Below are 22,082 nucleotides of genomic sequence, written 5' to 3'. Positions count from 1 at the left end.
GCCGCTGCGGGCGCTGGGCTCCGGCAGCCGGGGCGGCACCGCCGGGCGCCGCGGCGGGCGCACGCCCGCCTCCCTTCTCGCTCAGGCGGAATTCGACATCCTCCTGGAACTTGCGAAGCTGCTCGGTGAGCCGCCGGTTCTCGAACTGCAACTGCTCGATCTGGCCCGACAGCTGGCGGATCTGGTTCTCCATTCGGGAGGTCCGCACCACCAGATCGGCGGCATCCTGCGCCGAAGCCGGCAGGCTCAGGCAGGAGACCGCCGTCCCCAGCGCCAGCGCGGCGAGGCGGGAGCGGAGCTTCCAGGCGGGAGCATGGATTCGCGACATCGGGAACAGACCGGGCTCGAGGGGGATGGGTTGCCTATACCACGCCAGGACCACGGCCAAAATATGAAAAGGCCGGCGCCCTTCCTCTCGGGAAGGCGCCGGCCTTGCGGCCGATCCGGCAGGAGGGCGGCGTCAGACGCTGCCGCCGGCGCCGTCGAGCACCGTCACCGAGCGACGGTTCTGCGACCAGCAGGAGATGTCGTTGCAGACCGCGACGGGGCGCTCCTTGCCATAAGAGACGATGCGCATGCGGTTGCCCTGGATGCCGCGCGAGGCGAGGTAGTCGCGCACGGTCTGGGCGCGGCGCGCCGAGAGCGAGAAGTTGTATTCGCGCGTGCCGCGCTCGTCGGCATGCCCCTCGACCACGAAGGTGTAGCGCGGATAGCGCTGCAGCCAGGCGGACTGCTTGTCGAGCGTCGCGACGGCCGTCGGCGTCAGATCGGTCGAGTCGGTCTCGAAGAAGACCCGGTCGCCGACATTGACGACGAAATCCTGGGCGCTGCCCGGGGTCGCCGCGCCACCGGCGCCGAAGCCATTGGCGTCGGCGTTCTGGTTGTTGGCGCAGGCACCAAGCGCAAGCGAGGCGGCGATGGCGGCGGCGAAGCGGACGGCGCGGCCGCCGGCGAAGAGAGTGGCGAACATGGGGGACTCCGGGGCGTTCGGTCTGTGCGAGGCGCGTCTCACGGACGGATGAATCGTGGGGCTTGGATGCACTTCATCGCATCAATGAAGCGTCAACCTAAACGAGACCTTGCCAGATCAAGGCGAAGTGGCGGCATTGCGGCATATGGTTAATCAAACCTTGCTCAAGACCGCTTTCGGCGCGTTGTGGCGCTTTTGCACCGCTTCAGCGGCCCACGTCGCGAGGGCGGGCCGCAGAGCCATCCGGTAAAGCTCGTTGGGTGTTGCCTCGGACGGCTCGCTGCTCTCGCGACGACGGACGGGCGAGCCTTGCTAGCGTGCCGCCGTCAGCAGCGGCGACCAGGTCGGGTCGGAGGCGAAGGCCGGCGTCGGCACCGGCACTTCGACGCGGCCGGTGATGTCGACCATGTACAGTTTCCCGCCGGATTGTCCCCCGGGATCGCGGAAGAACATGATGTACTGGCCGTTGGGCGCCCAGTTCGGCGCCTCGTTGTGGAAGCCCTCGGTCAGCAGCCGCTCGCCCGAGCCATCCGGGCGCATCACGCCGATGGCGAAGCCGCCGCCGCCGCGCTTGGTGAAGGCGATCAGGTCGCCGCGCGGCGACCAGGTCGGCTGCGAATAGGAGCCCTGGCCGAAAGAGAGGCGCTTGCCCTCCCCGCCCCCGGCGCTCATCACATAAAGCTGCTGCGAGCCGCCCCGGTCGCTCTCGAAGACGATCTGCGTACCGTCGGGCGAATAGGACGGCGAGGTGTCGATCGCGCCCGTCGAGGTCAGCCGCATCGTCGTGCGCGAGCCGATGTCGATGGCGTAGAGATTGGCGTTGCCGCCCTGCTGCAGGCTGAGCGCGATGCGCGCGCCATTGGGCGCGAAGCGCGGGCTCGAGGTCATGTCGGGGAAATTGCCGACGATCTGGCGCTGCCCGGTCTCGATGTTGAGCACATGCACGCGCGGCTGCTCGCCGAGCCGCTGCGACATGTAGGTCACCTCCTGCGACACCGGCGAGTAGCGCGGCGTCACCACCGAGACCGAGCCGTCGGTGAGGAAGCGCACATTGGCGCCGTCCTGGTCCATGATCGCCAGGCGCTTGCGACGGTTCTCCTTCGGGCCGGATTCGTCGACGAAGACGACGCGCGTGTCGAAGAAGCCGCCGACGCCGGTGATCTTGGTGTAGATCGCGTCCGAGATGATGTGGCCGACCCGCCGGGCATTGTTGGGGTCGGTGAAATACTGCTGGCCGTCGGTCTGCGTACCGGTCGTCACGTCCCAGAGCCGGAACTCGGCCTTGATCCGCCCCGACCCGTCGCGCGAGACCCGCCCCGTCACGAGCGCCTGCACGCCAGCCGCCTTCCACGAGCCGAATTCGGGTACCGCGTCAAAGGGCGGGTTCCGGTCGGGATGGCGCGCCTTGTCGATCGGAGCGAAATAGCCGCAGCGCTTCAAATTGTTGCTGATCACGCCCGAAACCAGCACCCCGCCCTCGCCGCCGAAATCGGCGATGGCGATCGGCAGCGGCTGGAAGGTGCCGCCGCGCAGGTCGATGACCAGTTCGGCGCGCGCCGCGGCGGGCACGAGCAGCGAGGCGCCCGCCAGCGCCATCAGGCGCCGGCGCGTCGGCATGGCCGACAAGAGCGGAAGAGGATTGCGGTCGATCAGGGTCACAGCACGTCCCTTGCGTCGAAATTGACGATGACGTCGCGCCAATCGTCGTAATAGGCGGCGAATTGAGCCGGGATGCGCAAAGGCGCGCAGCGGCGGGTAGCGGTCAGGGCCGAACTGGCCGCGACCGCGAAGAGGGGGTCGGAGGAGGAGTTCACCACGCCCGGCTGCCCCAGCAGGGAGCCGTCGGCAGCGAGCTTCATGCGCACCTGCGGCACCACCGCGCCGCGCGCATTGGCGAGCGCGATCGGCACGTTCCAGCACTTCATCAACTGGTCCTGGATGATGCCGATGAGCTGGCCGCGCAGCGACGGGCTGAGCTTCTGCGAGGAGCCGCGCTCGGTCCCCAGCGAAGCGGTGCGGTTGACCTGCGGCGCGGCCGAGCCGGTCGACTGGGCCTGCTCCTTCGACTGCAGCAGCTTGGAGATGTCGCTGGGATTGAAGTTCTTGGCGATCTCCATCTCGCGCCTGGCCTTGGCCTCGGCCTCCTGCTTCGCCTTGGCGGCGGCGGCGATCTTGGCCTTGGCCTCGGCATCGGCCTTCGCCTTGGCGGCGGCTTCCGCCTTCTCCTTGGCGGCCTGCTCGGCCTCGGCCTTGGCCAGCGCTTCGGCCTTCGCCTTGGCGGCCGCCTCGGCGCGTGCATTGGCCTCGGCTTCCGCCTTGGCCTTGGCGGCGGCCCTCGCGGCCTCCTCGGCCTGCTTCGCCTTGCTCGCGAGCTCGGCCTCTTCGGCGAGCTTCGCAAGCTCCTCGCGCTTCTGTTCGGCGATCTCGGCCGCGCTCGGCCCGCTCTTCTGCGGCGGCTGCTTGACCGGCTCCGCCGGCTTCACCTCGGGCTTGGGCAGATGGGCGACGCGCGAGGGCGGCAGCGGCGCGGCGGCGTTGTCGTCGGCGGTCTTGAGTTCGGCCGGGCGGCTCGGCGGAGCCGGCGCATCCTGCTTGGCCTCGCCCTCCTCCTTGCGCTCGACGATCTCGGCCTGGCGCTCGGCGCGCTGGAGCGGCTGCTCCTGGACCTTCTCGGCCTTGCGCTCGCCGCGCGTGACCTGGTTCAGCGCGCTCGCGTCGACCATCTCGACGGCGATCGCCTCCACATTGTCCGGCAGCGGCGCAGCAGAGGAGAACGCCAGCAGCCCCGCGACGAGGAACGTCGCGTGGCCGAGCGCCGACACCACCATGCCCGGTTCGGAGGAAAGCTTCACCGCGTCCGAATCCCTGATTCCACCCTGCTCAACGCGCCGGCTCGGTCACGAGCGCGACCCGCTTGAACCCCGCCGAGGTGATCGTCGACATCACCGAGGCGACCCGGCCGTAATCGACCATGCGGTCGCCGCGAACATAAATGCGCTCGTCGAAACCCTGCTTGGCCAGGCCCTGCAATTTGGTCACGAGGTCCGGCTCCAGAGTCGGCTGGTCCTGCAGGAAGATCTGGCCCTTGCCGTCGATGGCGATGGTGATCGGCTTCTGGTCGATATTGATCGGCTTGGCGCCGGTCTGCGGCAGATCGAGCGGCACGCCCGTGGCGATCAGCGGCGCCGCGACCATGAAGATGATCAGCAGGACGAGCATGACGTCGATGAACGGCGTCATGTTGATCTCGGCGATGGCGCCGTGCCTGCGGCCGCGCCGGCCGCGCCGGCCGCCGGACTTCGCCCCGGATGCTGCGGACATACCCATAGTTTCAGCCCCTCACGCCGCCAGCCGCTCGTCGATCTGCCGCGACAGGATCGCGGAGAACTCGTCGGCGAAGGCCTCCAGGCGGCTCGAGGCCTTGGCGACCTCGGACTGCAGCTTGTTGTAGGCCATCAGCGCGGGAATCGCCGCAAACAGGCCGATCGCGGTGGCAAACAGCGCCTCGGCGATGCCCGGCGCCACGACGGCGAGCGAGGAGTTCTTGGACACGGCGATGGCGGTGAAAGAGTGCATGATGCCCCAGACCGTGCCGAACAGGCCGATGAACGGCGCCGCCGACGCGATCGTGGACAACACCAGAAGCTTGGATTCCAGCCGCTCGGTTTCGCGCTGAATGGTGACGTCGAGCACCTTGTCGATGCGCTGCGACAGGCTGGCGACGGAGCGCCCACCATTCTCGAAGGAGCGCTTCCACTCCCGCATCGCCGCGACGAAGACGGCCGACATGTCGGAGACCGGCTTGGCAGCGAGCTCGCGATAGAGCTCCTCGAGCGACCGACCCGACCAGAACACCTCCTCGAACGCGTCCATCTCCCTGCGGGTGCGGCGGTAGAGCAGCGTCTTGTCGATGATGATCGACCAGCACCAGACCGACGCGCCGATCAGACCGAGCATCACGAGCTTGACGACGATGTGGGCATGCCAGAACAGGGTCCAGAACGACATGTCGATCTGCGGCGCGGCCTGCGCGACGTCGGCGGGGTTCATCCTGTCATCCTTTTGCCAGGCGGCTCGGACCGGTCTCCCGGCCAACGCCCCGCCACACGCGCCGCAGGTGACCCCGCGACGCCGCCCGATCCGCGATCCGGGGAAATGCCGTAGCCCCTCAATCGTCCTTGAATCCGGCGAAAGATGGGCGCAAACGGGGTTTCCTGCGAAACGCATGCGCGCGATCGAGTTAAGCCTCCAGCAAGGTTAATGCCGGGTATACGCGAGCGGCAGACGGAGGCGGCAACAGGTTTCCGAACGTGAAAAACGCCCGCCCCGGTTGTCCGGGACGGGCGCTGTCTCCTCTCGAGGCGCGCTGGCGCCCGTCGTGCGACGGTCAGCCGGCGGTGGCCTGGGGCTCGGGGTTCTCGCCGCGACGGGCGGCCATGAACTGGTCGAACTCGGCCTTGTCGCGGGCCATGCGCAGCCGGCCCAGGAAGTCCTGGAACTCCTTCTGCTCCTCCTCGAGGCGCCGCAGCGTCTCGGCGCGATATTCGTCGAAGGCGCGGTTGCCGCTGGACGGCCCGCCGCCCCAGCCGCCGCCGAAGCCGCCATGACGGCCGCCCATGCGTTCCTTCAGGCGCTCCATCTTGCTCTGCAGACGGTTCATCCTGTGTTCGTAGCGGTCAGAGCCGCCCATTCCGCAACCCATGCGTCCACTCCAGAACAGAAAGGCCAGGGTCGCCAGACCCAGAGGCCAGAACACGATGAAGCCGAGAACCGCGAAGGCGATCCAGGCTCCCTTCCCATAGTCATCGAGCTTCTCGACGATCGGCATTGGTCCCTCACCATGACAGAGCGTGAATGTAAATCACATTTACATAAATGGGGAACAGCGTTCGGCTTGTCAAGATCGCGGTGGCCGCGCTTGCGCGCTCAGCCCTTGCCGCGCCCGAGACCCAGACCCTGGAGATAGATCAGCATGCCGGCCTCCAAGAGTTCGGCGGCCGACATCGGCAACGGCCGGCGTCCGCCATCGGCCCGGCCGAACAGCGCGGCGACGCCATGCGACATCGACCAGACATGCAGCGCCATCATCAGCGCGGGCGGGCGGTTGCCGGCGGGCAACAGCGCGATCAGCGCTTCGGAGGCCGCGCGCAGGATCTGGAAGGCGCGGTCGGCCGCCGCGCGCAACTCGGGGCTTGCGTCGAGCGGCACGCCCGCTTCGAACATCGCCGAATAATAGGCCGGCTCGTCATGGGCGAAGGCGAGATAGGCGCGGCCGAGCCGGTGAAAAGCGGTCTCCGGATCGGGCCGGCCCTGGTCCCAGGCCCGCGTCAGCGCCGCCTCGAAGGCGACGAAGCCGCGCGTCGCGACATCCGCCAGAAGCTCGTCGCGATCGCGGAAATGCCGGTAGGGCGCGGCCGGGCTGACGCCCGCCAGACGCGCGGCCTCCGCGAAGGTGAAGCCGTTGGGACCCTTCTCGCGGATCAGGCCCAGCGCGGCGCGCACCAGTTCCTCCTTGAGATTGCCGTGATGATAGCCGCGCGGAGCATCCGGCTTGTCGCGTTTCCAGCTCATGTGACGAGCGCTAACATGGCAGGGTGGGCGCGTCGATCAGCGCTCAATCGTCCATCCCCAGGCGCCGCCGCAGGCCGTCGGGAATGCGTCGCGCCCGGCCTCCGCCGACGCAGGCGACCTTGACCTGCGCCGTGACCAGGACCTCCTCGCCGCGCAGCACGCGCTGCTCGACATCCATGGTCGCGCCCCGCGCCGCGACCGAGCGCGTCTCGATCGTCAGCAGATCGTCCATCACAGCCGGACGCAGGAAGTCGATCGTCATGCGGCGAACCGCGAAGCCCAGCGCCGTCTCGCCGTCGAACAGCTCGCGCTGCTCGACCCCGAGCGACCGGATCAGCTCGGTGCGACCGCGCTCCATGAAGCGCAGATAGGAGGCGTGGTAGACGACGCCGGAGAAATCCGTGTCCTCGTAATAGACCCGGACGGAGAGGCTGTGGGAGGCGGTCATGGCTTCGGTCAGGAAAAGCGGCGGGCGAGCGGAGCTTTAAACCGCATGGGAGAGGCGGCATAGTAGCGTGGACAGACTGCCGCGCCGGGGGAACACGCCCGCGCGGAGGATGTTGACCACGGGAGACCACAACCAAAAGAAAAGGGAATGCCTCATGTCGCTTTCGACCAAGCAACTCGAACGGGTCCTCGACAAGGACGAGTGGGACCTCGTCGCGCGCACCCGCAGCCGGGCGATCGGAGACGTGCCCGATACGGAACTGCGTGATCTCGCGAAGAACCTGCGCGACCGGCGCGACAAGGCCCGCGACGTCGCGCGCCGGCAGCGCCGCGAATTCCGCGGCAAGGCCGCGCCGCAGGGCGCCGCCGCCTCCTCGGACAACACCGGCACCAAGGTCAAGGCCGATGCGCTGACCATCGCGCTGAAGCGCGTTGGCGCCGAGCAGACGCGTCGCACCGAGAAGCTGCGCCAGCCGAGCCAGCGCTCTCTGGCCCGCAAGGCTCTGGCGATGAAGATGCGCAAGGAAGCTCTGGCGCGCCCGCTCAGCCGCACCGGCGACGAGGGCATGAAGCCGATCGTCAACCGCAAATCGGCGAAATCCGGCGCGCTCGACCATGCCGGCCAGCGTTCGGCCATGCACCGGTCCAAATTCGCGCGCTGAACCCGCGACGTCGGAATCCCAAGCCCTGCCCGCCTCAACGCTGGCAGGGCTTTTTCATGAAGGAGCCGCACTCATAGGGCTGCGACAGCAGATCGCGCACCGCGTAATCCTGCCCCTCGACGCGGTTGACGATGTCGTCGATCCGCCACGCCCCGCCCTCCTCGATCACGCGGAAGCGCACGCTCACCGGCTGCCGGAAGCTGCGGAACGAGGCGGTGACGGCGGCACGGCCATTGGCGGGCTTCTCCGTGACCATGACCTCGAGGTTCTTGACCTCGCCATCCTGGCCGCTGAGGAACGGGTCGGCGCCGAGATGGCCCATCTCGCCGGCCTCCTCCTGGTAGAGCTCATTGCGAGCGAAGAGACCCGCCAGCTCGCGGCTCATCAGCCTGTCGCGATGCGGCTTCTGCCAGGGAGCCGGCTGCGCCGCGCCGCCGGAGCCAGCCAGTTGGCGAGTGGTGATGGCGTAGGCCTCGCGCACCGGTGTCTCGGGGCCAGCGGGGGCGGCAAGAGCGACGCCAGCAATGGCGAGCGCCAGCGTTGACACCAACAGAGCAACAACCCGTCTCATCTTCAATTACTCGGCCGCCGTCAACGTCCGCGTCGGCTGCGGCACAGCACGCCCCATCTCCGTCGCGGCTTCGATCCAGCACGCAATCGCGTCCTGCACGTTGAGCAGTGCTTCTTCCGCCGTTTCGCCATCGGACATGCAACCCGGCAGATCGGGCACCGTCGCGAAATACCCGCCGCCATCGGCGGGAGAGAGCGGCTCGATGACGACACGATAGGCGAGTGGGTTCATGGCTCCCTCCTGACGCCCAAGGTTATCACGAGCCCGACGAACCTGACGAGCAGGCGGATGTATTTCGGCTTGATCGGACGTCGCGCCGGGATCGTCAGGATGTCGGCGATCTCGGCATGGGCGATCTTGTAATGCGCCCCGCCTCCGGAAGGCGGTTTGCAATTGATCCCATGCGCTCGGCACAACCGCTCGATGTCGCCGATCGTCCAGTCGCCGGCTGGGTTGCTCCGCATCCGATCCAGGAGATCGTCCGCCAACTCACGTCTCCTCGTCCCCGAACAGCCCGAACTGCGCCGCCTCGCGGCTGGGCTCGGGCATGCCGAGATGCCGGAAGGCGTGCGGCGTCAGGATGCGGCCGCGCGGCGTGCGCTGGATGAAGCCCTGCTGCAGCAGGAAGGGCTCGATGATCTCCTCGATCGCGTCGCGCGGCTCCGACAGCGAAGCCGCGATCGTCTCGATCCCGACCGGCCCGCCGCCGAAATTGATCGCCACCGTGGTCAGATAGCGCCGGTCCATCTGGTCGAGGCCGATCGGATCGACGTCGAGCAGCTTCAGCGCCTTGTCGGCGACGCTGCGCGTCACGATCGCGTCGCCGTCGACGATGGCGAAGTCGCGCACGCGCCGCAGCAGGCGCCCGGCTATACGCGGCGTGCCGCGGGACCGTTTGGCGATCTCGTTGGCGCCATCATCCGACATCGGCACGCCGAGCACACGGGCGCCGCGCGCGACGATGCCCTGCAGCTCCTCGACGGTGTAGAACTGCAGCCGGATCGGAATGCCGAAGCGGTCGCGCAGCGGCGTCGTCAGCAGCCCGGCGCGGGTGGTGGCGCCCACCAGCGTGAATTTCGGCAGGTCGATCTTGACCGAGCGGGCGGCGGGCCCCTCGCCGATGATCAGATCGAGCTGATAGTCCTCCATCGCCGGATAGAGGATTTCTTCGACCGCCGGATTGAGCCGGTGGATCTCGTCGATGAAGAGCACGTCGCGCTCTTCCAGATTGGTCAGCTGCGCCGCGAGATCGCCGGCCTTGGCGATCACGGGCCCGGAGGTCGAGCGGAAATTGACGCCGAGCTCCCGCGCCACGATCTGCGCCAGCGTCGTCTTGCCGAGGCCGGGCGGGCCGACGAACAAGACATGGTCGAGCGCATCGCCACGGCTCTTGGCCGCCTCGATGAAGACCTGCAGATTCGCCCGCGCCGCCGCCTGGCCGGTAAAGTCCGACAGCGACAGCGGCCGCAGCGACGACTCGGCGTCGTCGTCGCGCTTCGCGGCGGAAAGGAGGCCGGGACGTTTGGGATCGCTCACTTCGCCAGCTCCCGCAGGCCGAGCTTGATCAGCTGCGCCGTGCCGGCCCCCTCGCCGGCTTCACGCGCCGCCGCCGCGACCGCCGCCACCGCTTGCGCCTGCGGATAGCCGAGATTGCTCAGCGCCGAGACGGCGTCCGCCACCGGCTGCGGCAGCTTCCTGTCCTGGAGCGCGCCGGCGAGTTGCGCCACGCCCGGATCGACATGGCCGAAGGCCGGCGCCTTGTCCTTCAGCTCGGCGCAGATCCGCTGCGCCAGCTTGGGACCCACGCCGGGGGCGCGCGAGACCGCCGCCTTGTCGCCGGTCGCGATGGCGGTCGCCAGCGCGCCGGGCTCGAAGGTCGAGAGGATGGCGAGCGCGACCTTGGCGCCGACGCCCTGCACCATCTGCATCAGGCGGAACCAGTCCCGCTCATTGTCGGAGAGAAAGCCGTAGAGCCGGATCGCATCCTCGCGCACATGCGTCTCGATCGACAACACGGCCGCCTCGCCCGGCTTCGCCAGCCGCTGCAGCGTCCGCGACGAGCACTGCACGACATAGCCGACGCCCTGCACGTCGAGGATGACGTGATCCTCGCCATAGGAATCGACGATGCCCTTGAGCTTCCCGATCATCGTCTCGCCCCGCCTTCCGCGCCAGCTCCGCTCTCGGACCCACCAGCCCTCATCCTGAGGAGCCGCGAAGCGGCGTCTCGAAGGATGCTCCAGTGCGCACTGAAACATCCTTCGAGACGCGGGCTGCGCCCGCTCCTCAGGATGAGGGCTGTGGGTGAAATGACCGGCTGTGTCATCACCCCGCCCGCATCTGAGCGACCAGCGCGCGCATGCCGCGGTGCTGGGCGTGGCAGATCGCCACCGCCAGCGCATCGGCCGCATCGGCCGAGCGCGTCTCCGCCTTGGGCAGCAGCACGCGGATCATCATTTGCACCTGCTTCTTGTCGGCATGGCCGACACCGACCACAGTCTTCTTGACGAGATTGGCGGCATACTCCGCCACGTCGAGCCCCGCCAGCGCCGGCACCACCAGCGCGACGCCACGGGCCTGGCCGAGCTTCAGCGCCGATTGCGGATCGCGGTTGACGAAGGTCTCCTCGACCGCGACCTCGTCGGGCGCATGGGCGTGCACGACACGGCTGAGCCCGTCATGGAGCTGGCGCAGCCGCTCCGCCAGCGAAAGGCCGGCCTCGCTCTCGACGCAGCCGCAGGCGACGAAGCCGATCTTACTCCCCTCCGAGACGATGACGCCCCAGCCCGTCTTCCGGAGGCCGGGATCGATGCCGAGGATGCGAATCGGTGGGTTCATGTCGGGCGCAGCCTAAACCTTGGACACGCTTTGTTCCATGCGACGCCCTAAGGATTCCTTCCTCGCTCGGCGATCGATGAACGTCATGCATCGGTCGCATCATGCTGACGGGGGTTGTCGCAGCGGCCTCTTTGGCTGTTGTTGCGAGCCCGCCTCGTTTCTCGCCCCCCGGACGGCATGACCGATCTCCTGGCTTTCCTGTTTCCCGCGGTCTCGGCGAGCGGCCTCGCCGTCCTGTTGCTGGCGACGCTGCTCGGCGGGCTGGTGCGCGGCTTCACCGGTTTCGGCTTCGCCATGGTGTTCATGCCGCTCGCCTCGATGGTGATCGGCCCGGTCGCGGCGCTCGGGCTGATCTGGTGCATCGACGCGCCGTTTGCCCTGCCGATCGCGCTGCGTAATGCCAAGCACGCCGAGTGGCGCGAGGTGGCGCCGCTGCTGCTGACCGCGACGCTCGCCCTGCCGGCCGGTATCTGGCTCTTGATCTGGCTCGACCGCGAGACGATGCGCTGGATTCTCGCCGGGCTGATCTTCGCCGCGGTGGCGCTGATGGCCTCGGGCTGGCGCTATCACGGAAGGCCGGGAATCCCGCTCTCGCTGGGCGTCGGCGTTCTCTCGGGGCTGTTCAACGGCATGGCCTCGATCGGCGGCATGCCGCTGGCCGTGTTCTGGCTCGGCGCCCAGCGCAACGACCGCCACAAGACCCGCGCCAATCTGCAGACCTTCTTCGGCTGCTCGACCCTGATCAGCGGCACCATCCTGTGGTGGAAAGGCATTCTGACGCTGCCCGCGCTGCTGATGGCGCTGCCGCTCTTCGCCGCCTATGGCGCCGGCATGTGGGTCGGCACCCACGGCTTCCGGCTGGCCAACGAGGCCACCTTCCGCCGCATCGCCTATGCTGTGATCTTCGTCAGCGCGCTGGTCAGCCTGCCGCTGTGGGATGGGTTCGTGGGGCGTTAGCGCCGCCGCATCTATCCCTCAGCCCTCATCCTGAGGAGCGCCGCAGGCGCGTCTCGAAGGATGGTCCAGGAGGCTCCGGCATCATCTGGAGCATCCTTCGAGACGCCGTTTCACGGCTCCTCAGGATGAGGGCTGAGAGAGACAGGCTTACTCACCCCAGCTTCGCCATCACCTCGTCCGAGATCTCGTAATTGGCGAAGACGTTCTGGACGTCGTCGTCATTGTCGAGCGCTTCCATCAGCCGCATCATCGAGGCGGCCTTTTCCTCGTCGAGCGGAGCCGAGGTCGTCGGCCGCCAGACCGGCTTGGCCGAGGCCGGCGCGCCGAGCGCGGCTTCCAGCGCCTTCGAGACCTCGTTGAGCGCATCGAAGGCACAGAGGATCGTGTGGCCGTTCTCGTCGGAGATGACGTCGTCGGCGCCCGCCTCGATCGCCGCTTCCATCACCTTGTCGGCATCGCCGGCCTCCGGCGGATAGGCGATCTCGCCGACGCGGTTGAACATGAAGGAGACCGAGTTGCTCTCGCCCATCGCCCCGCCCGCCTTGGTGAAGTAGGAGCGGACGGCGGAGGCCGTGCGGTTGCGGTTGTCGGTCAGCGCCTCGACGATCACGGCCGCCCCGCCCGGGCCATAGCCCTCGTAGCGAACCTCGTCATAATTATCGCCCTCGCCGCCGGCGGCCTTGTTGATGGCGCGCTGGATGTTGTCCTTGGGCATGTTCTCGGCGCGGGCGGCGAGCACCGCCATGCGCAGCCGCGGATTCATCGCCGGGTCGGGCATGCCCATCTTGGCGGCGACGGTGATTTCGCGCCCGAGTTTCGAGAACAGCTTGGCCCGCACGGCATCCTGCTTGCCCTTGCGATGCATGATGTTCTTGAACTGGGAATGACCGGCCATGGAACCCGAACCTCTGCTGCCTTCTCGTGTTTTCGGCGCCGCCGGCGGGGCCTCGAGCGTCCCCGGCGGGCAGACCGGCCTTATAGGCGCCGCCTTTGCCGCCGCGCAAGCGAAGCCCTGCGCTGCTTGCATGGAATGCGCTGCGTTTGCACGATCGCGGCAACCCGACGTTAAGTCATAGGGCTCCATACCGGAGTTGCGACGGGCCGCTCTCGGTTCGCGCCCAGCCTACCCTTCGGACACCGATGACCACCGATTCCAGCAAGCTCGTCGCACAGCAGGAAGCGCGGTTTCGCGCTTTCCAGATCGACGAGGCGGACATCGCCGCCTTGCGCCCCTTTGGCGATTTCGCCCGCTCGCGCCTGCCGGCCCTCTTGGACGACATGCACGGCGCGCTGGCGCCCTGGCCCGAGACCGCGCGCGCTTTCGAGATCCCCGAGGTCAGGACGCTGCGTCTCGCGCATTGGACGAGGCTCGCCTCGGGCGAATTGCGGGACGGCTTCCTGGATTCGGCCCATCGTCTGGCCTCCGCCTTCCACCGTCATGACGTCCCGGCCTATGGCATCGCCATCGATCATGCGCTGGTGACACACCGGATCGGCACCGAGCTCGGTCTCGACCGGCAGGCCCTGCAAACGCTGGGCTGGTGGAAGACCACCGAGCGCAACCGGCGCATCGCCGCCCGCTCCGCCCTCAACAAGAGTGCCGCGTTCGATCTCGAGCTGCTGCTGGAAACCTATGCCCGCATCCAGCGCGAGACCCGCGACTTGACCCGCAGCGAGATCGACGGCTTCCAGACGAAGGTCCGCCGGGTCGTGGACACCGTCGGCAGCGGCGCCCGCCGGGTCGAGAGCCTGGCGGCGACGATGAACGCCGTCGTCAAGGATACCGGCGCGCAGGCCGAGATCGCCGCGCGCGCCTCCGACGATGCTTCGGGCAACGTCCAGAGCGTCGCCAGTGCGACCGGCGAGTTGACCGTCTCGCTCGACCATGTGGCAGTCGAGGTCCGGCAGGCCGCGACCATGGCCCACAGCGCCAATGCGGCGGCGCTGAAGACCGACGTCATCGTCAAGAGCCTCGCGGCCTCGGCGCAGACCATCGGCTCGGTCGTCGAGATGATCCGCGATATCGCGGCCCAGACCAATCTGCTCGCCCTCAACGCCACGATCGAGGCCGCGCGCGCGGGCGAGGCCGGACGGGGCTTCGCCGTGGTCGCCACCGAGGTCAAGCAGCTCTCGGCACGCACCGCCCAGGCGACCGACGAAATCGCCGCCCAGGTCCCGGCCATGCAGGCGGCCACGCATGAAGCTGTGCAGGCGATCGGCAGCATCGTCGCTTTCGTGCGCCAGATGCACGACACCACCGCGACCGTCGCCGGCGCCCTCGAGCAGCAGCGCTTCGCCACCCAGGAGATCGCTCGCAGCGTCGACCTCGCGGCGGTGGGCACGCAGGAGGTCGCCCAGACGGTCTGCGGCGTCAGCGAACTCGCCGCAGCGGCCGGCGGCAGCGTCGGCGAGGTGCTCGATCTCGCCGGCAGCCTGGCCGAGGAGGCCGCTTCGCTCGCGGCCGCCTTCGAGAGCCTGGTCCAGCGCGCCAACGCCGCCTGAGGCGGCGGCGGACGAGAGGCCTCAGGCGTCGTCCCAGGGCGGCGCCGACGGTGCCAGATGCGGCCCGATCCTGACCGGAAACACCGCACTGGCGAGCCCGGTGCCGTCGTCGATCTCCACCGCGATGCCCGACAGCGTCCCCACCCCGCCCGCGGCTTCGAGCCGGGCGCCCGGCGTCTTCTGCAGGAAGCGCCGGATCGGCTCGTCCTTCTGCATGCCGAGCACGGAATCATAATCGCCGCACATGCCGGCATCGGAGAGATAGGCCGTGCCGCCGGGCAGGATGCGCGCATCGGCGGTCGGCACATGGGTGTGGGTTCCCACGACGAGGCTGGCGCGCCCGTCGAGGAAATAGCCTGCCGCCTGCTTCTCGCTGGTCGCTTCCGCATGAAAATCGACGATGACCGCGTCCGCCACCTCGCCCAGCGGGCAGGCTGACAACTCCCGCTCCAGCGCCTGGAAAGGGTCGTCGAGCGCCTCCATGTAGATGCGGCCCATGACGTTGACGACGAGCACCCGCGCGCCGTTGCGCGCCTCGATCACCGCCGCGCCCCGGCCCGGCGTGCCTTTGGGATAATTGGCCGGTCGCACCAGCCGGTCCTGCCGCTCGATGAAGACCAGCGCCTCGCGCTGGTCCCAGGAATGGTTGCCGAGCGTCACCGCATCGGCCCCGGCCGCCAGCAGTTCGTCGCAGATCGCCTCGGTGATGCCGAAGCCGCCGGCGGCGTTCTCGCCATTGATGACGACGCAGTCGAGCTTCCACTGTTCGCGCAACCGCGGCAGGCGCTCCAGCACCGCGACCCGCCCGGGGCGGCCGACGACATCACCGAGGAAGAGAAAACGCATGGAAAGGGTCCGACGAAGGAAGACGTTCCTCCGTCGCGCGAAAGCAGGCGGGAATCAACCGGCGGTTCCGAGCATGACGCTTGCCCGTACCCGCGCCGTCATCCTGGGCGAGGCGCTGCCTCGTCCCGGGACCCATCATCGAGCACCGCCGTTGCCCTATGATGGATCCCGGCCAGCGCCGCTTCGCGGCTTGTCCAGGATGACGGTTTTGTTTTTCGGTGCCCCGAGAACGGATATGCACTCACCCGCAGCGGATGATTTCGCGCTCCGTGACGATCCAGTCGAGCCGCCGGTCATGCGGCTCGTCCGGCACGGTGTCGATCTCCTGCGCGCCATAGGCGATGCCGATGCTGGTGACGGGGCGGAGTTCGGTGAGTTTGGCGTCGTAATGGCCCTTGCCATAGCCGATGCGATAACCGCGGCGGTCGAACGCCGCGAGCGGGACGATCAGGATGGAAGGAACGCTCTCGGGCTGGGCCGGGTCGGGCACCAGTGTGCCGAAGCCGCCCGGCACGATCGGCTCATAGGGCGCCCAGCGCCGAAACAGCATCTGCTTGGCGACGATGGCGGGCAGGCAGAGCGGCAAACCGCGCGCGTGCAGGGCTTCGAGGATCGGACGGGGATCGGCCTCGGATCGCATCGGCCAATAGGCGGATACGGGCCCGGCAGCGTCGTCGAACAGCGGCAGCGCCAGAGCCCGCTCGGTGATCGCCTCGTCCCAGATCAGACGGTCGTCGATCTCGAGCGCGTCGCGGCGGGCCAGAGCCTGTTCACGCAGCGCCGCCTTGCGCAGCGCGGGATCGTCGGGGGAAGGCAGATCGGACATGGGAGAGTGCGGAGCCACCTCGGCCGTGGAGTTTCGATCCCGGGACACCTACAAAGTAGGTGGGCGCCGTGTGCTCGGGTCCAGGGACCCAAGCAGGGACAGCTCCCTAGGGAGTCGTATGGGCCCGGAAATACATACTCTCACGCACCAGACAGCCCCGCCACACCAATGTAGGCAAGACGCCGGCAAAGCGCCAGTGCCCGCGCGACGATAACCCTAGCCGGCGGCGCTGGGGATCAGGCTCCGGGCGATGCCCTCGATCCGCTCGGCGGCGGTCACCAGCGCCTCGGCCGCACGCTCCTCGATCTCGCCGATGCGCTGGTCGGCGGCTCCCGCATCCCCCTGCAGCGCCGCGAGTTCCGCCTCCAGCCGCGCCACGCGCCGCTGCAGCTCGGAGGCTTCGTCGGCCACCATCAGTGCGGCCATGACATGCAGGCGCATGTCGCCGATCTCGCCGAAAGCCTGCCGCATCTCCTGGATCTTGCCGTCATAGACGCGGGCGAGCCCCTCCAGATGCGGCTCCTCGCCCTCCCCGCAGGCCATGCGATAGGCCTTGCCGGCAATGGTGACGTTGACTTGCGGCATGGCGCTCTCCGCTCAATGCTCCCGGTCGAGGCTGGCCGTGGCCGGCTCGCCCTCTTCCTCGCCGTTTTCGCCAGCGGGAACCGCCATGGGCCCCGGCCCGGCATCGGCCTGCGCCCGCGCGATCACGGCGCCAATCACGTTCATCGCGCGCTCGAGGCGCTGGTCGACATCGGCCGCTGCCGTCTCGACATCGCCGAGCCGCGCGGTCGCTCCGTCGAGCTCGGCCGCCAGCCTCGCCCGGTCGTCCTGCATCAGCGCCAGCTCGGTTTCCAGATTGGCCCGGCCCCGCTCCGCCTCGACCCGTCGCCGCGCCGCCGCCTCGAGTTGCGCCAGCGCCCCGTCGAGGCGGGCCAAGGCATTGTCGAGCATCAGGCTCGCCATTTTCGCTCCCCCTTCAGATCGAAGCCGGCTCACACGATTCGGGACCCTAGACCAACTCGCCGGAAAACGTGAATCGCCCCGGCCCGATATCCCCACCGATGCCAAGGGCTTGGCCCGCATTGTTCGTTCGCGCTTGCAGCGCGGGCCCGCTGCGGCGCAGCGAAACCGGTCGATCATCCACCCCGTCGAATTGACTCCCACCGAGCCCGCGGCCTAATCCGGGCCACCAGTCGAAACGACACAGTGATCGCAAATCGGACCGTCCCGGCCTGCCGCCTGTGCAGGATTTGGCCGCGGCCTCGTCCCCCCGCCAGACGGAGCCAGACATCACCATGACCACGACCGACCGTGCGCAGCACGACAAGCTCGCCAATGCCATCCGCGGCCTCGCCATGGACGGCGTCGAGCAGGCCAAATCCGGCCATCCCGGTCTGCCCATGGGCGCCGCCGACGTCGCCACCGTGCTCTTCACCCGCGTGATGAAGTATGACGCGGCCGATCCCCGCTGGCCCGACCGCGACCGCTTCGTGCTCTCGGCCGGCCACGGCTCGATGCTGCTCTACGCGCTGCTCTATCTCACCGGCGCGCCGGGGCTCGAGCTCGACGACCTCAAGAAATTCCGCCAGCTCGAATCGAAGACCCCGGGTCACCCCGAGAACTTCATGACGCTCGGCGTCGAGACGACGACCGGCCCGCTCGGCCAGGGCCTCGCCACCGCCGTCGGCATGGCGATGGCCGAACGCATGCTCGCCGCCGAGTTCGGCAGGAAGGTCGTCGATCACCACACCTATGTGCTCGCCTCCGACGGCGACCTGATGGAGGGCATCAGCCACGAGGCGATCGCGCTCGCCGGCCACCAGAAGCTCAACAAGCTGATCGTGCTGTGGGACGACAACGGCATCTCGATCGACGGCCCGCTCTCGATCTCCGACAACGTCGACCAGGTGGCGCGCTTCAAGGCCTGCGGCTGGCGCGCCGAGCGCGTCGACGGGCATGATCCGGAGGCGATCGAGGCCGCGATCCGCCGCGCCCAGAAGTCCAGCAAGCCGACCATGATCGCCTGCAAGACGATCATCGGCTTCGGCGCGCCGAAGAAGCAGGGCACCTCCAAGGCCCATGGCGAGGCGCTCGGCGCGGAGGAACTCGCCGCCGCCAAGAAGAACCTCGGCATCACCGGCGGCGCCTTCGAGGTCGCGGCGGACGTGCTGAAGGCCTGGCGCGAGGCCGGTAAGGCCGGCGCCAATGAGCATGCCAACTGGAAGAGCCGCTTCGGCCTGCTCTCCGAGCGCAAGCGCGACGAGTTCGAGCGCCGCCTCGCCCATGGTGTGCCGGCCAAGCTCGGCAAGGCGATCCTTGCGCACAAGAAGGCGCTGATCGCCGCGCCGCAGGCCGTGGCGACCCGCAAGGCGTCCGAGCTGGCGCTGGAGGCGATCACCCCGGTGATGCCGGAGCTGGTGATGGGCTCGGCCGACCTGACCCCATCCAACAACACCCGCACCAAGGCCGCCGAGGACTTCACGCCCAAGACCCCCAAGGGCCGCTATGTCCGCTACGGCATCCGCGAGCACGGCATGGCCGCCGCGATGAACGGCATCACCCTGCATGGCGGCTTCCGCACCGGCGGCGGCACCTTCCTGGTCTTCGCCGACTATGCCCGCCCCTCGATGCGCCTCGCCGCGCTGATGGGTCTGCCAGTCGTCTATGTCATGACCCATGACTCGATCGGGCTCGGCGAGGACGGCCCGACGCATCAGCCCGTCGAGCAGATCGCCTCGCTGCGCGCGATGCCGAACATGCAGGTCTTCCGCCCCGCCGACGCGATCGAGACGGCCGAAGCCTGGCAGTTCGCGCTCGAGAACACCAAGGGCCCGACCGTTCTGGCGCTCTCGCGCCAGAACCTGCCGCAGCTGCGCACCGACGCCAACGCGACCAACCGCTCGGCCAAGGGCGGTTACGAGCTGCTGGCGGCCGAGGGCGGCAAGGCGCAGGTCTCGCTCTTCGCCTCCGGCTCCGAGGTCGAGATCGCGGTCGCCGCGCGCAAGCTGCTGGCCGAGAAGGGCGTGCGCGCGCGCGTCGTCTCCGTGCCCTCGCTCGAGCTGCTGCTGGCGCAGGACGAAGCCACCCAGGCCGCGATCATCGGCTCCGCCCCGATCAAGATCGCCGTCGAAGCCGGGGTCCGCTTCGGCTGGGATGCCGTGATCGGCCAGGACGGCGCCTTCGTCGGCATGTCCTCCTTCGGGGCGAGCGGCCCCTACAAGGAGGTCTACAAGCATTTCGGCATCACGCCGGAAGCGGTCGTCGACGCCGCAATGAAGCGTCACAACGGCTGACCACCCCCAAAAACGGAGATAAAGCGGGGCTCGCCTCGGCTTTCTCTCACGCAAACACTTGCTTTCGGTCACGCTTTGGTCGAATTGCCCGCGTGAATGGCGCGCCAGCGCCGGAGTTCGGCGAAGGAGAGGTTCGAGATGACGGTCAAGGTGGCGATCAACGGCTTCGGCCGCATCGGGCGCAACGTTTTGCGCGCGATCATCGAGTCGAAGCGCAAGGACATCGAGGTCGTCGCGATCAATGATCTCGGCCCCGTCGAGACGAACGCCCATCTCTTCCGCTTCGACAGCGTCCATGGCCGCTTCCCCGGCCAGGTGACCGTCTCCGGCGACACGATCGATGTCGGCCGCGGCCCGATCAAGGTCACCGCCGTGCGCGACCCCAAGGATCTTCCGCACAAGGCGCTGGGCGTCGACATCGCGCTGGAATGCACCGGCATCTTCACCACCAAGGACAAGGCCTCGGCCCATCTCGCCGCCGGCGCCAAGCGCGTTCTCGTCTCGGCTCCCTGCGACGGCGCCGACCTCACCGTCGTCTTCGGCGTCAACAACGGCGCGCTGACCAGCGACCACGTCGTCGTCTCGAACGCCTCCTGCACCACCAACTGCCTCGCGCCGATCGTGCGCGTGCTCCATGACGCGGTGGGCATCGACAAGGGCTTCATGACCACGATCCATGCCTATACCGGCGACCAGCCAACGCTGGACACGATGCACAAGGATCTCTACCGCGGCCGCGCCGCCGCGCTCTCGATGATCCCGACCTCGACCGGCGCCGCCAAGGCGATCGGCCTCGTCATCCCCGAGTTGAAGGGCCGCCTCGACGGCTCCTCCGTGCGCGTGCCGACCCCCAACGTCTCGATGGTCGACTTCAAGTTCCTCGCCAAGCGCAAGACCACGGTCGAGAAGATCAACGACGCGATCGTCAGGGCGAGCAAGCGCGGTCCCCTTAAGGGCATTCTGGCCGTCACCGACCAGCCCAACGTCTCGATCGACTTCAACCACGATCCGGCCTCGTCGACCTTCGCGCTCGACCAGACCAAGGTCATGGACGACAAGTTCGTCAGCGTCGTCGCCTGGTACGACAACGAGTGGGGCTTCTCGAACCGCATGAGCGACACCGCCGTCGCCATGGGCAAGCTGCTCTGATCGCACGCCCTTTCGAGGCCGCGCCGCCCCGGCGCGGCCTCGCTCCTGTCTCGAATCGAACGGAACGACCATGGCCAAGATCGAGCCGACCGTCGCGTCGCCTGCGGATACCTCGATGCCGACCACCGTCACGCCTGCCCCCGGCTACGGCGCACCCGTGAGCATCGGCTCTCCCGCACCGGCCACCGAGGCCGCCCCCGTGACGGAGCCGCGCCAGCTCGACCAGCTCTCCCGCATCGAGGAGAAGGCGGCCCGCATCGAGGAGAAGTTCGCCCGCTACGAGGCCGTTCTGACCCGCGCCGAGGCCTCGCTCGAGCGCAGCGCCCACAAGGTCGACGCCGCCGCCGGCACGATGGACTTCGCCGCCATCCGCGGCGAGATCGCAGCCCTGCGTGACCGCGTCGATGCGACGCCGCGCGCCGCCACGCTCTTCACCACCGCGATCATCACAGCGCTGCTGACGGTGGCACTGACCGTGCTCGTGCTGCGCTTCGGCGTACCCGGCCTTTTCGGGAGCCTGCTCGTTCGATGACCGCCTTCAAGACCCTCGACGACGCCGATCTCGCCGGCAAGCGCGCGCTGGTCCGCGTCGATCTCAACGTCCCGATGGAGGACGGCAAGGTCACCGACGCGACCCGCATCGACCGCATCCTGCCGACCATCCGCGAAATGTCAGCCAAGGGCGCCAAGGTCATCCTGCTCGCCCATTTCGGCCGCCCCAAGGGCCCCGACGCGAAGAACAGCCTGAAGCAGGTCGTGCCGGCGCTGGCCCATGCGCTCGGCCAGCCCGTGACCTTCGTGGACGACTGCATCGGCGACGACGTCGCCCGGGCCGTCGCGGCCGCCAAGAACGGCGATGTCCTGCTGCTGGAGAACACCCGCTTCCACGCCGGCGACGAAAAGAACGACCCCGATTTCGTCAAGGCGCTCGCCGCCAATGGCGACCTCTACGTCAACGACGCCTTCTCGGCGGCGCACCGGGCGCATGCCTCGACCGAAGGCCTCGCCCATGTCCTGCCGGCCTATGCCGGCCGCACCATGCAGGCGGAGCTGGAGGCGCTCTCCGCCGGACTCGACAATCCCGCCCGCCCGGTCATGGCGATCGTCGGCGGGGCGAAGGTTTCGACCAAGCTCGACCTACTCGGCAACCTCGTCAGGAAAGTCGACGTCCTCGCCATCGGCGGCGGCATGGCCAACACCTTCCTCGCCGCGCGTGGGCTGGATGTCGGCAAGTCGCTCTGCGAGCATGACCTCGTCGCCACCGCGCGCGAGATCGAGGCGAAGGCAAAAGCCGCCGGCTGCGAGATCCTGCTCCCGGTCGATGCACTGGTCGCGCGCGAGTTCAAGGCCAACCCCGGCCATCGCGTCGTCAAGGTCGGCGAGGTCGCGGCCGACGAGATGATCCTCGATGCCGGGCCCCTCAGCGTCGCCGAGGTCGTGCTCAAGC

Annotated in this window: 27 protein-coding genes and 1 other RNA gene; 7 read left to right on the top strand and 21 right to left on the bottom strand. The window is 68.5% G+C overall.

All coding sequences use genetic code 11. The features are described 5' to 3' along the window. The 9 genes from Q8M82_RS17105 to ybgC form a co-directional block, all read right to left on the bottom strand. Nucleotides 1-328, bottom strand: a 328-nt coding sequence (locus Q8M82_RS17105; protein WP_305692521.1) for a YbgF trimerization domain-containing protein, incomplete at its 3' end; no start/stop codon positions are given. 132 nt (nucleotides 329-460) lie between these two features. Continuing rightward, nucleotides 461-970 (bottom strand): peptidoglycan-associated lipoprotein Pal, encoded by a 510-nt coding sequence (gene pal, locus Q8M82_RS17100; RefSeq protein ID WP_305692520.1) that lies wholly within the window; start codon nucleotides 968-970, stop codon nucleotides 461-463. Nucleotides 971-1,282: 312 nt separating this feature from the next. Beyond that, entirely contained in the window at nucleotides 1,283-2,587 is a 1,305-nt protein-coding gene (tolB, locus tag Q8M82_RS17095; RefSeq protein WP_305692522.1) for a Tol-Pal system beta propeller repeat protein TolB, read from the bottom strand. Nucleotides 2,588-2,625: 38 nt separating this feature from the next. Next, nucleotides 2,626-3,822 carry a cell envelope integrity protein TolA gene (gene tolA, locus Q8M82_RS17090; protein ID WP_305692519.1) on the bottom strand — a complete coding sequence of 399 codons (1,197 nt, stop codon included), beginning with the start codon at nucleotides 3,820-3,822 and terminating at the stop codon, nucleotides 2,626-2,628. Nucleotides 3,823-3,850: 28 nt separating this feature from the next. Continuing rightward, nucleotides 3,851-4,297, bottom strand: coding sequence for an ExbD/TolR family protein (locus Q8M82_RS17085; protein ID WP_305692518.1), 447 nt, complete (start codon nucleotides 4,295-4,297; stop codon nucleotides 3,851-3,853). 12 nt (nucleotides 4,298-4,309) lie between these two features. Further along, the gene (gene tolQ / locus Q8M82_RS17080) at nucleotides 4,310-5,020 is read right to left on the bottom strand and encodes a protein TolQ (protein ID WP_305692517.1); all 711 of its coding nucleotides are present in this window, start codon (nucleotides 5,018-5,020) and stop codon (nucleotides 4,310-4,312) included. 337 nt (nucleotides 5,021-5,357) lie between these two features. Next, nucleotides 5,358-5,798, bottom strand: coding sequence for a DUF2852 domain-containing protein (locus Q8M82_RS17075; RefSeq protein WP_305692516.1), 441 nt, complete (start codon nucleotides 5,796-5,798; stop codon nucleotides 5,358-5,360). Nucleotides 5,799-5,896: 98 nt separating this feature from the next. Next, the gene (locus Q8M82_RS17070) at nucleotides 5,897-6,541 is read right to left on the bottom strand and encodes a TetR/AcrR family transcriptional regulator (protein WP_305692515.1); all 645 of its coding nucleotides are present in this window, start codon (nucleotides 6,539-6,541) and stop codon (nucleotides 5,897-5,899) included. Between the two features lie 43 nt (nucleotides 6,542-6,584). Beyond that, a complete protein-coding gene (gene ybgC, locus Q8M82_RS17065) occupies nucleotides 6,585-6,989 on the bottom strand; it encodes a tol-pal system-associated acyl-CoA thioesterase (protein ID WP_305692514.1) in 405 nt (134 codons plus the stop codon). A 154-nt stretch (nucleotides 6,990-7,143) separates the two neighbouring features. Between ybgC and Q8M82_RS17060 the strand changes: the two genes are divergently transcribed. Next, complete coding sequence (locus tag Q8M82_RS17060) at nucleotides 7,144-7,650, top strand: hypothetical protein (RefSeq protein ID WP_305692513.1); 507 nt, start codon at nucleotides 7,144-7,146, stop codon at nucleotides 7,648-7,650. Nucleotides 7,651-7,684: 34 nt separating this feature from the next. On the opposite strand, the gene Q8M82_RS17055 is transcribed toward Q8M82_RS17060, so the two are convergent. The 6 genes from Q8M82_RS17055 to ruvC all read right to left on the bottom strand — a co-directional run bounded on the left by Q8M82_RS17055 (nucleotide 7,685) and on the right by ruvC (nucleotide 11,059). Beyond that, complete coding sequence (locus Q8M82_RS17055) at nucleotides 7,685-8,221, bottom strand: DUF3828 domain-containing protein (RefSeq protein WP_305692512.1); 537 nt, start codon at nucleotides 8,219-8,221, stop codon at nucleotides 7,685-7,687. Between the two features lie 6 nt (nucleotides 8,222-8,227). Beyond that, the gene (locus tag Q8M82_RS17050) at nucleotides 8,228-8,452 is read right to left on the bottom strand and encodes a type II toxin-antitoxin system HicB family antitoxin (RefSeq protein WP_305692511.1); all 225 of its coding nucleotides are present in this window, start codon (nucleotides 8,450-8,452) and stop codon (nucleotides 8,228-8,230) included. Further along, complete coding sequence (locus tag Q8M82_RS17045) at nucleotides 8,449-8,709, bottom strand: type II toxin-antitoxin system HicA family toxin (RefSeq protein WP_305692510.1); 261 nt, start codon at nucleotides 8,707-8,709, stop codon at nucleotides 8,449-8,451. Before Q8M82_RS17045 ends, Q8M82_RS17050 begins: the two co-directional genes overlap by 4 nt. 1 nt (nucleotide 8,710) lies before the next feature. After that, a complete protein-coding gene (ruvB, locus tag Q8M82_RS17040; RefSeq protein WP_305692509.1) occupies nucleotides 8,711-9,757 on the bottom strand; it encodes a Holliday junction branch migration DNA helicase RuvB in 1,047 nt (348 codons plus the stop codon). Then, the gene (ruvA, locus tag Q8M82_RS17035) at nucleotides 9,754-10,371 is read right to left on the bottom strand and encodes a Holliday junction branch migration protein RuvA (protein WP_305692508.1); all 618 of its coding nucleotides are present in this window, start codon (nucleotides 10,369-10,371) and stop codon (nucleotides 9,754-9,756) included. The genes ruvB and ruvA overlap by 4 nt, the downstream gene beginning before the upstream one ends. Nucleotides 10,372-10,546: 175 nt before the next feature. After that, nucleotides 10,547-11,059 (bottom strand): crossover junction endodeoxyribonuclease RuvC, encoded by a 513-nt coding sequence (gene ruvC, locus Q8M82_RS17030; protein ID WP_069056365.1) that lies wholly within the window; start codon nucleotides 11,057-11,059, stop codon nucleotides 10,547-10,549. Nucleotides 11,060-11,236: 177 nt separating this feature from the next. On the opposite strand from ruvC, the gene Q8M82_RS17025 reads away from it, so the two are divergent. Beyond that, nucleotides 11,237-12,016 (top strand): sulfite exporter TauE/SafE family protein, encoded by a 780-nt coding sequence (locus Q8M82_RS17025; RefSeq protein ID WP_305692507.1) that lies wholly within the window; start codon nucleotides 11,237-11,239, stop codon nucleotides 12,014-12,016. Nucleotides 12,017-12,167: 151 nt separating this feature from the next. Here the strand turns inward: Q8M82_RS17025 and Q8M82_RS17020 are convergent, their stop codons facing one another. Then, nucleotides 12,168-12,911: a YebC/PmpR family DNA-binding transcriptional regulator gene (locus Q8M82_RS17020; RefSeq protein ID WP_305692506.1), complete on the bottom strand. Its 744-nt coding sequence runs from the start codon at nucleotides 12,909-12,911 to the stop codon at nucleotides 12,168-12,170. Nucleotides 12,912-13,156: 245 nt separating this feature from the next. On the opposite strand from Q8M82_RS17020, the gene Q8M82_RS17015 reads away from it, so the two are divergent. Then, on the top strand, nucleotides 13,157-14,518 hold the full coding sequence (locus Q8M82_RS17015) for a methyl-accepting chemotaxis protein (RefSeq protein ID WP_305692505.1): 1,362 nt from the start codon (nucleotides 13,157-13,159) through the stop codon (nucleotides 14,516-14,518). Nucleotides 14,519-14,539: 21 nt separating this feature from the next. Here the strand turns inward: Q8M82_RS17015 and Q8M82_RS17010 are convergent, their stop codons facing one another. From Q8M82_RS17010 to Q8M82_RS16990, 5 genes are all read right to left on the bottom strand, one after another. Beyond that, nucleotides 14,540-15,364 (bottom strand): TIGR00282 family metallophosphoesterase, encoded by an 825-nt coding sequence (locus Q8M82_RS17010; RefSeq protein WP_305692504.1) that lies wholly within the window; start codon nucleotides 15,362-15,364, stop codon nucleotides 14,540-14,542. Between the two features lie 241 nt (nucleotides 15,365-15,605). After that, the gene (locus Q8M82_RS17005; RefSeq protein WP_305692503.1) at nucleotides 15,606-16,190 is read right to left on the bottom strand and encodes a 5-formyltetrahydrofolate cyclo-ligase; all 585 of its coding nucleotides are present in this window, start codon (nucleotides 16,188-16,190) and stop codon (nucleotides 15,606-15,608) included. A 7-nt stretch (nucleotides 16,191-16,197) separates the two neighbouring features. Continuing rightward, a non-coding RNA gene (ssrS, locus tag Q8M82_RS17000) (6S RNA) lies at nucleotides 16,198-16,351 on the bottom strand. A gap of 55 nt (nucleotides 16,352-16,406) precedes the next feature. After that, a complete protein-coding gene (locus Q8M82_RS16995) occupies nucleotides 16,407-16,775 on the bottom strand; it encodes a cell division protein ZapA (RefSeq protein WP_305692502.1) in 369 nt (122 codons plus the stop codon). A gap of 12 nt (nucleotides 16,776-16,787) precedes the next feature. Further along, nucleotides 16,788-17,156, bottom strand: a complete 369-nt coding sequence (locus Q8M82_RS16990) for a DUF4164 domain-containing protein (RefSeq protein WP_371126392.1) — start codon at nucleotides 17,154-17,156, stop codon at nucleotides 16,788-16,790. 332 nt (nucleotides 17,157-17,488) lie between these two features. On the opposite strand from Q8M82_RS16990, the gene tkt reads away from it, so the two are divergent. The 4 genes from tkt to Q8M82_RS16970 all read left to right on the top strand — a co-directional run. Beyond that, nucleotides 17,489-19,486 carry a transketolase gene (tkt, locus tag Q8M82_RS16985; protein ID WP_305692501.1) on the top strand — a complete coding sequence of 666 codons (1,998 nt, stop codon included), beginning with the start codon at nucleotides 17,489-17,491 and terminating at the stop codon, nucleotides 19,484-19,486. 138 nt (nucleotides 19,487-19,624) lie between these two features. Then, a complete protein-coding gene (gap, locus tag Q8M82_RS16980; protein WP_305692500.1) occupies nucleotides 19,625-20,635 on the top strand; it encodes a type I glyceraldehyde-3-phosphate dehydrogenase in 1,011 nt (336 codons plus the stop codon). 70 nt (nucleotides 20,636-20,705) lie between these two features. Beyond that, nucleotides 20,706-21,167 carry a hypothetical protein gene (locus Q8M82_RS16975; RefSeq protein WP_305692499.1) on the top strand — a complete coding sequence of 154 codons (462 nt, stop codon included), beginning with the start codon at nucleotides 20,706-20,708 and terminating at the stop codon, nucleotides 21,165-21,167. Beyond that, nucleotides 21,164-22,082: phosphoglycerate kinase (locus Q8M82_RS16970; protein WP_305692498.1), on the top strand; the 919-nt coding region annotated here is incomplete at its 3' end. The genes Q8M82_RS16975 and Q8M82_RS16970, both read left to right, overlap by 4 nt.

Origin of the sequence: Allobosea sp. (genome assembly GCF_030694325.1) — a bacterium.
In the GTDB taxonomy this organism is placed as follows: Bacteria; Pseudomonadota; Alphaproteobacteria; order Rhizobiales; family Beijerinckiaceae; genus Allobosea.
The sequence above is the reverse complement of the archived record's forward strand: the minus strand, read 5'-3'. Positions and strand labels throughout refer to the sequence as shown.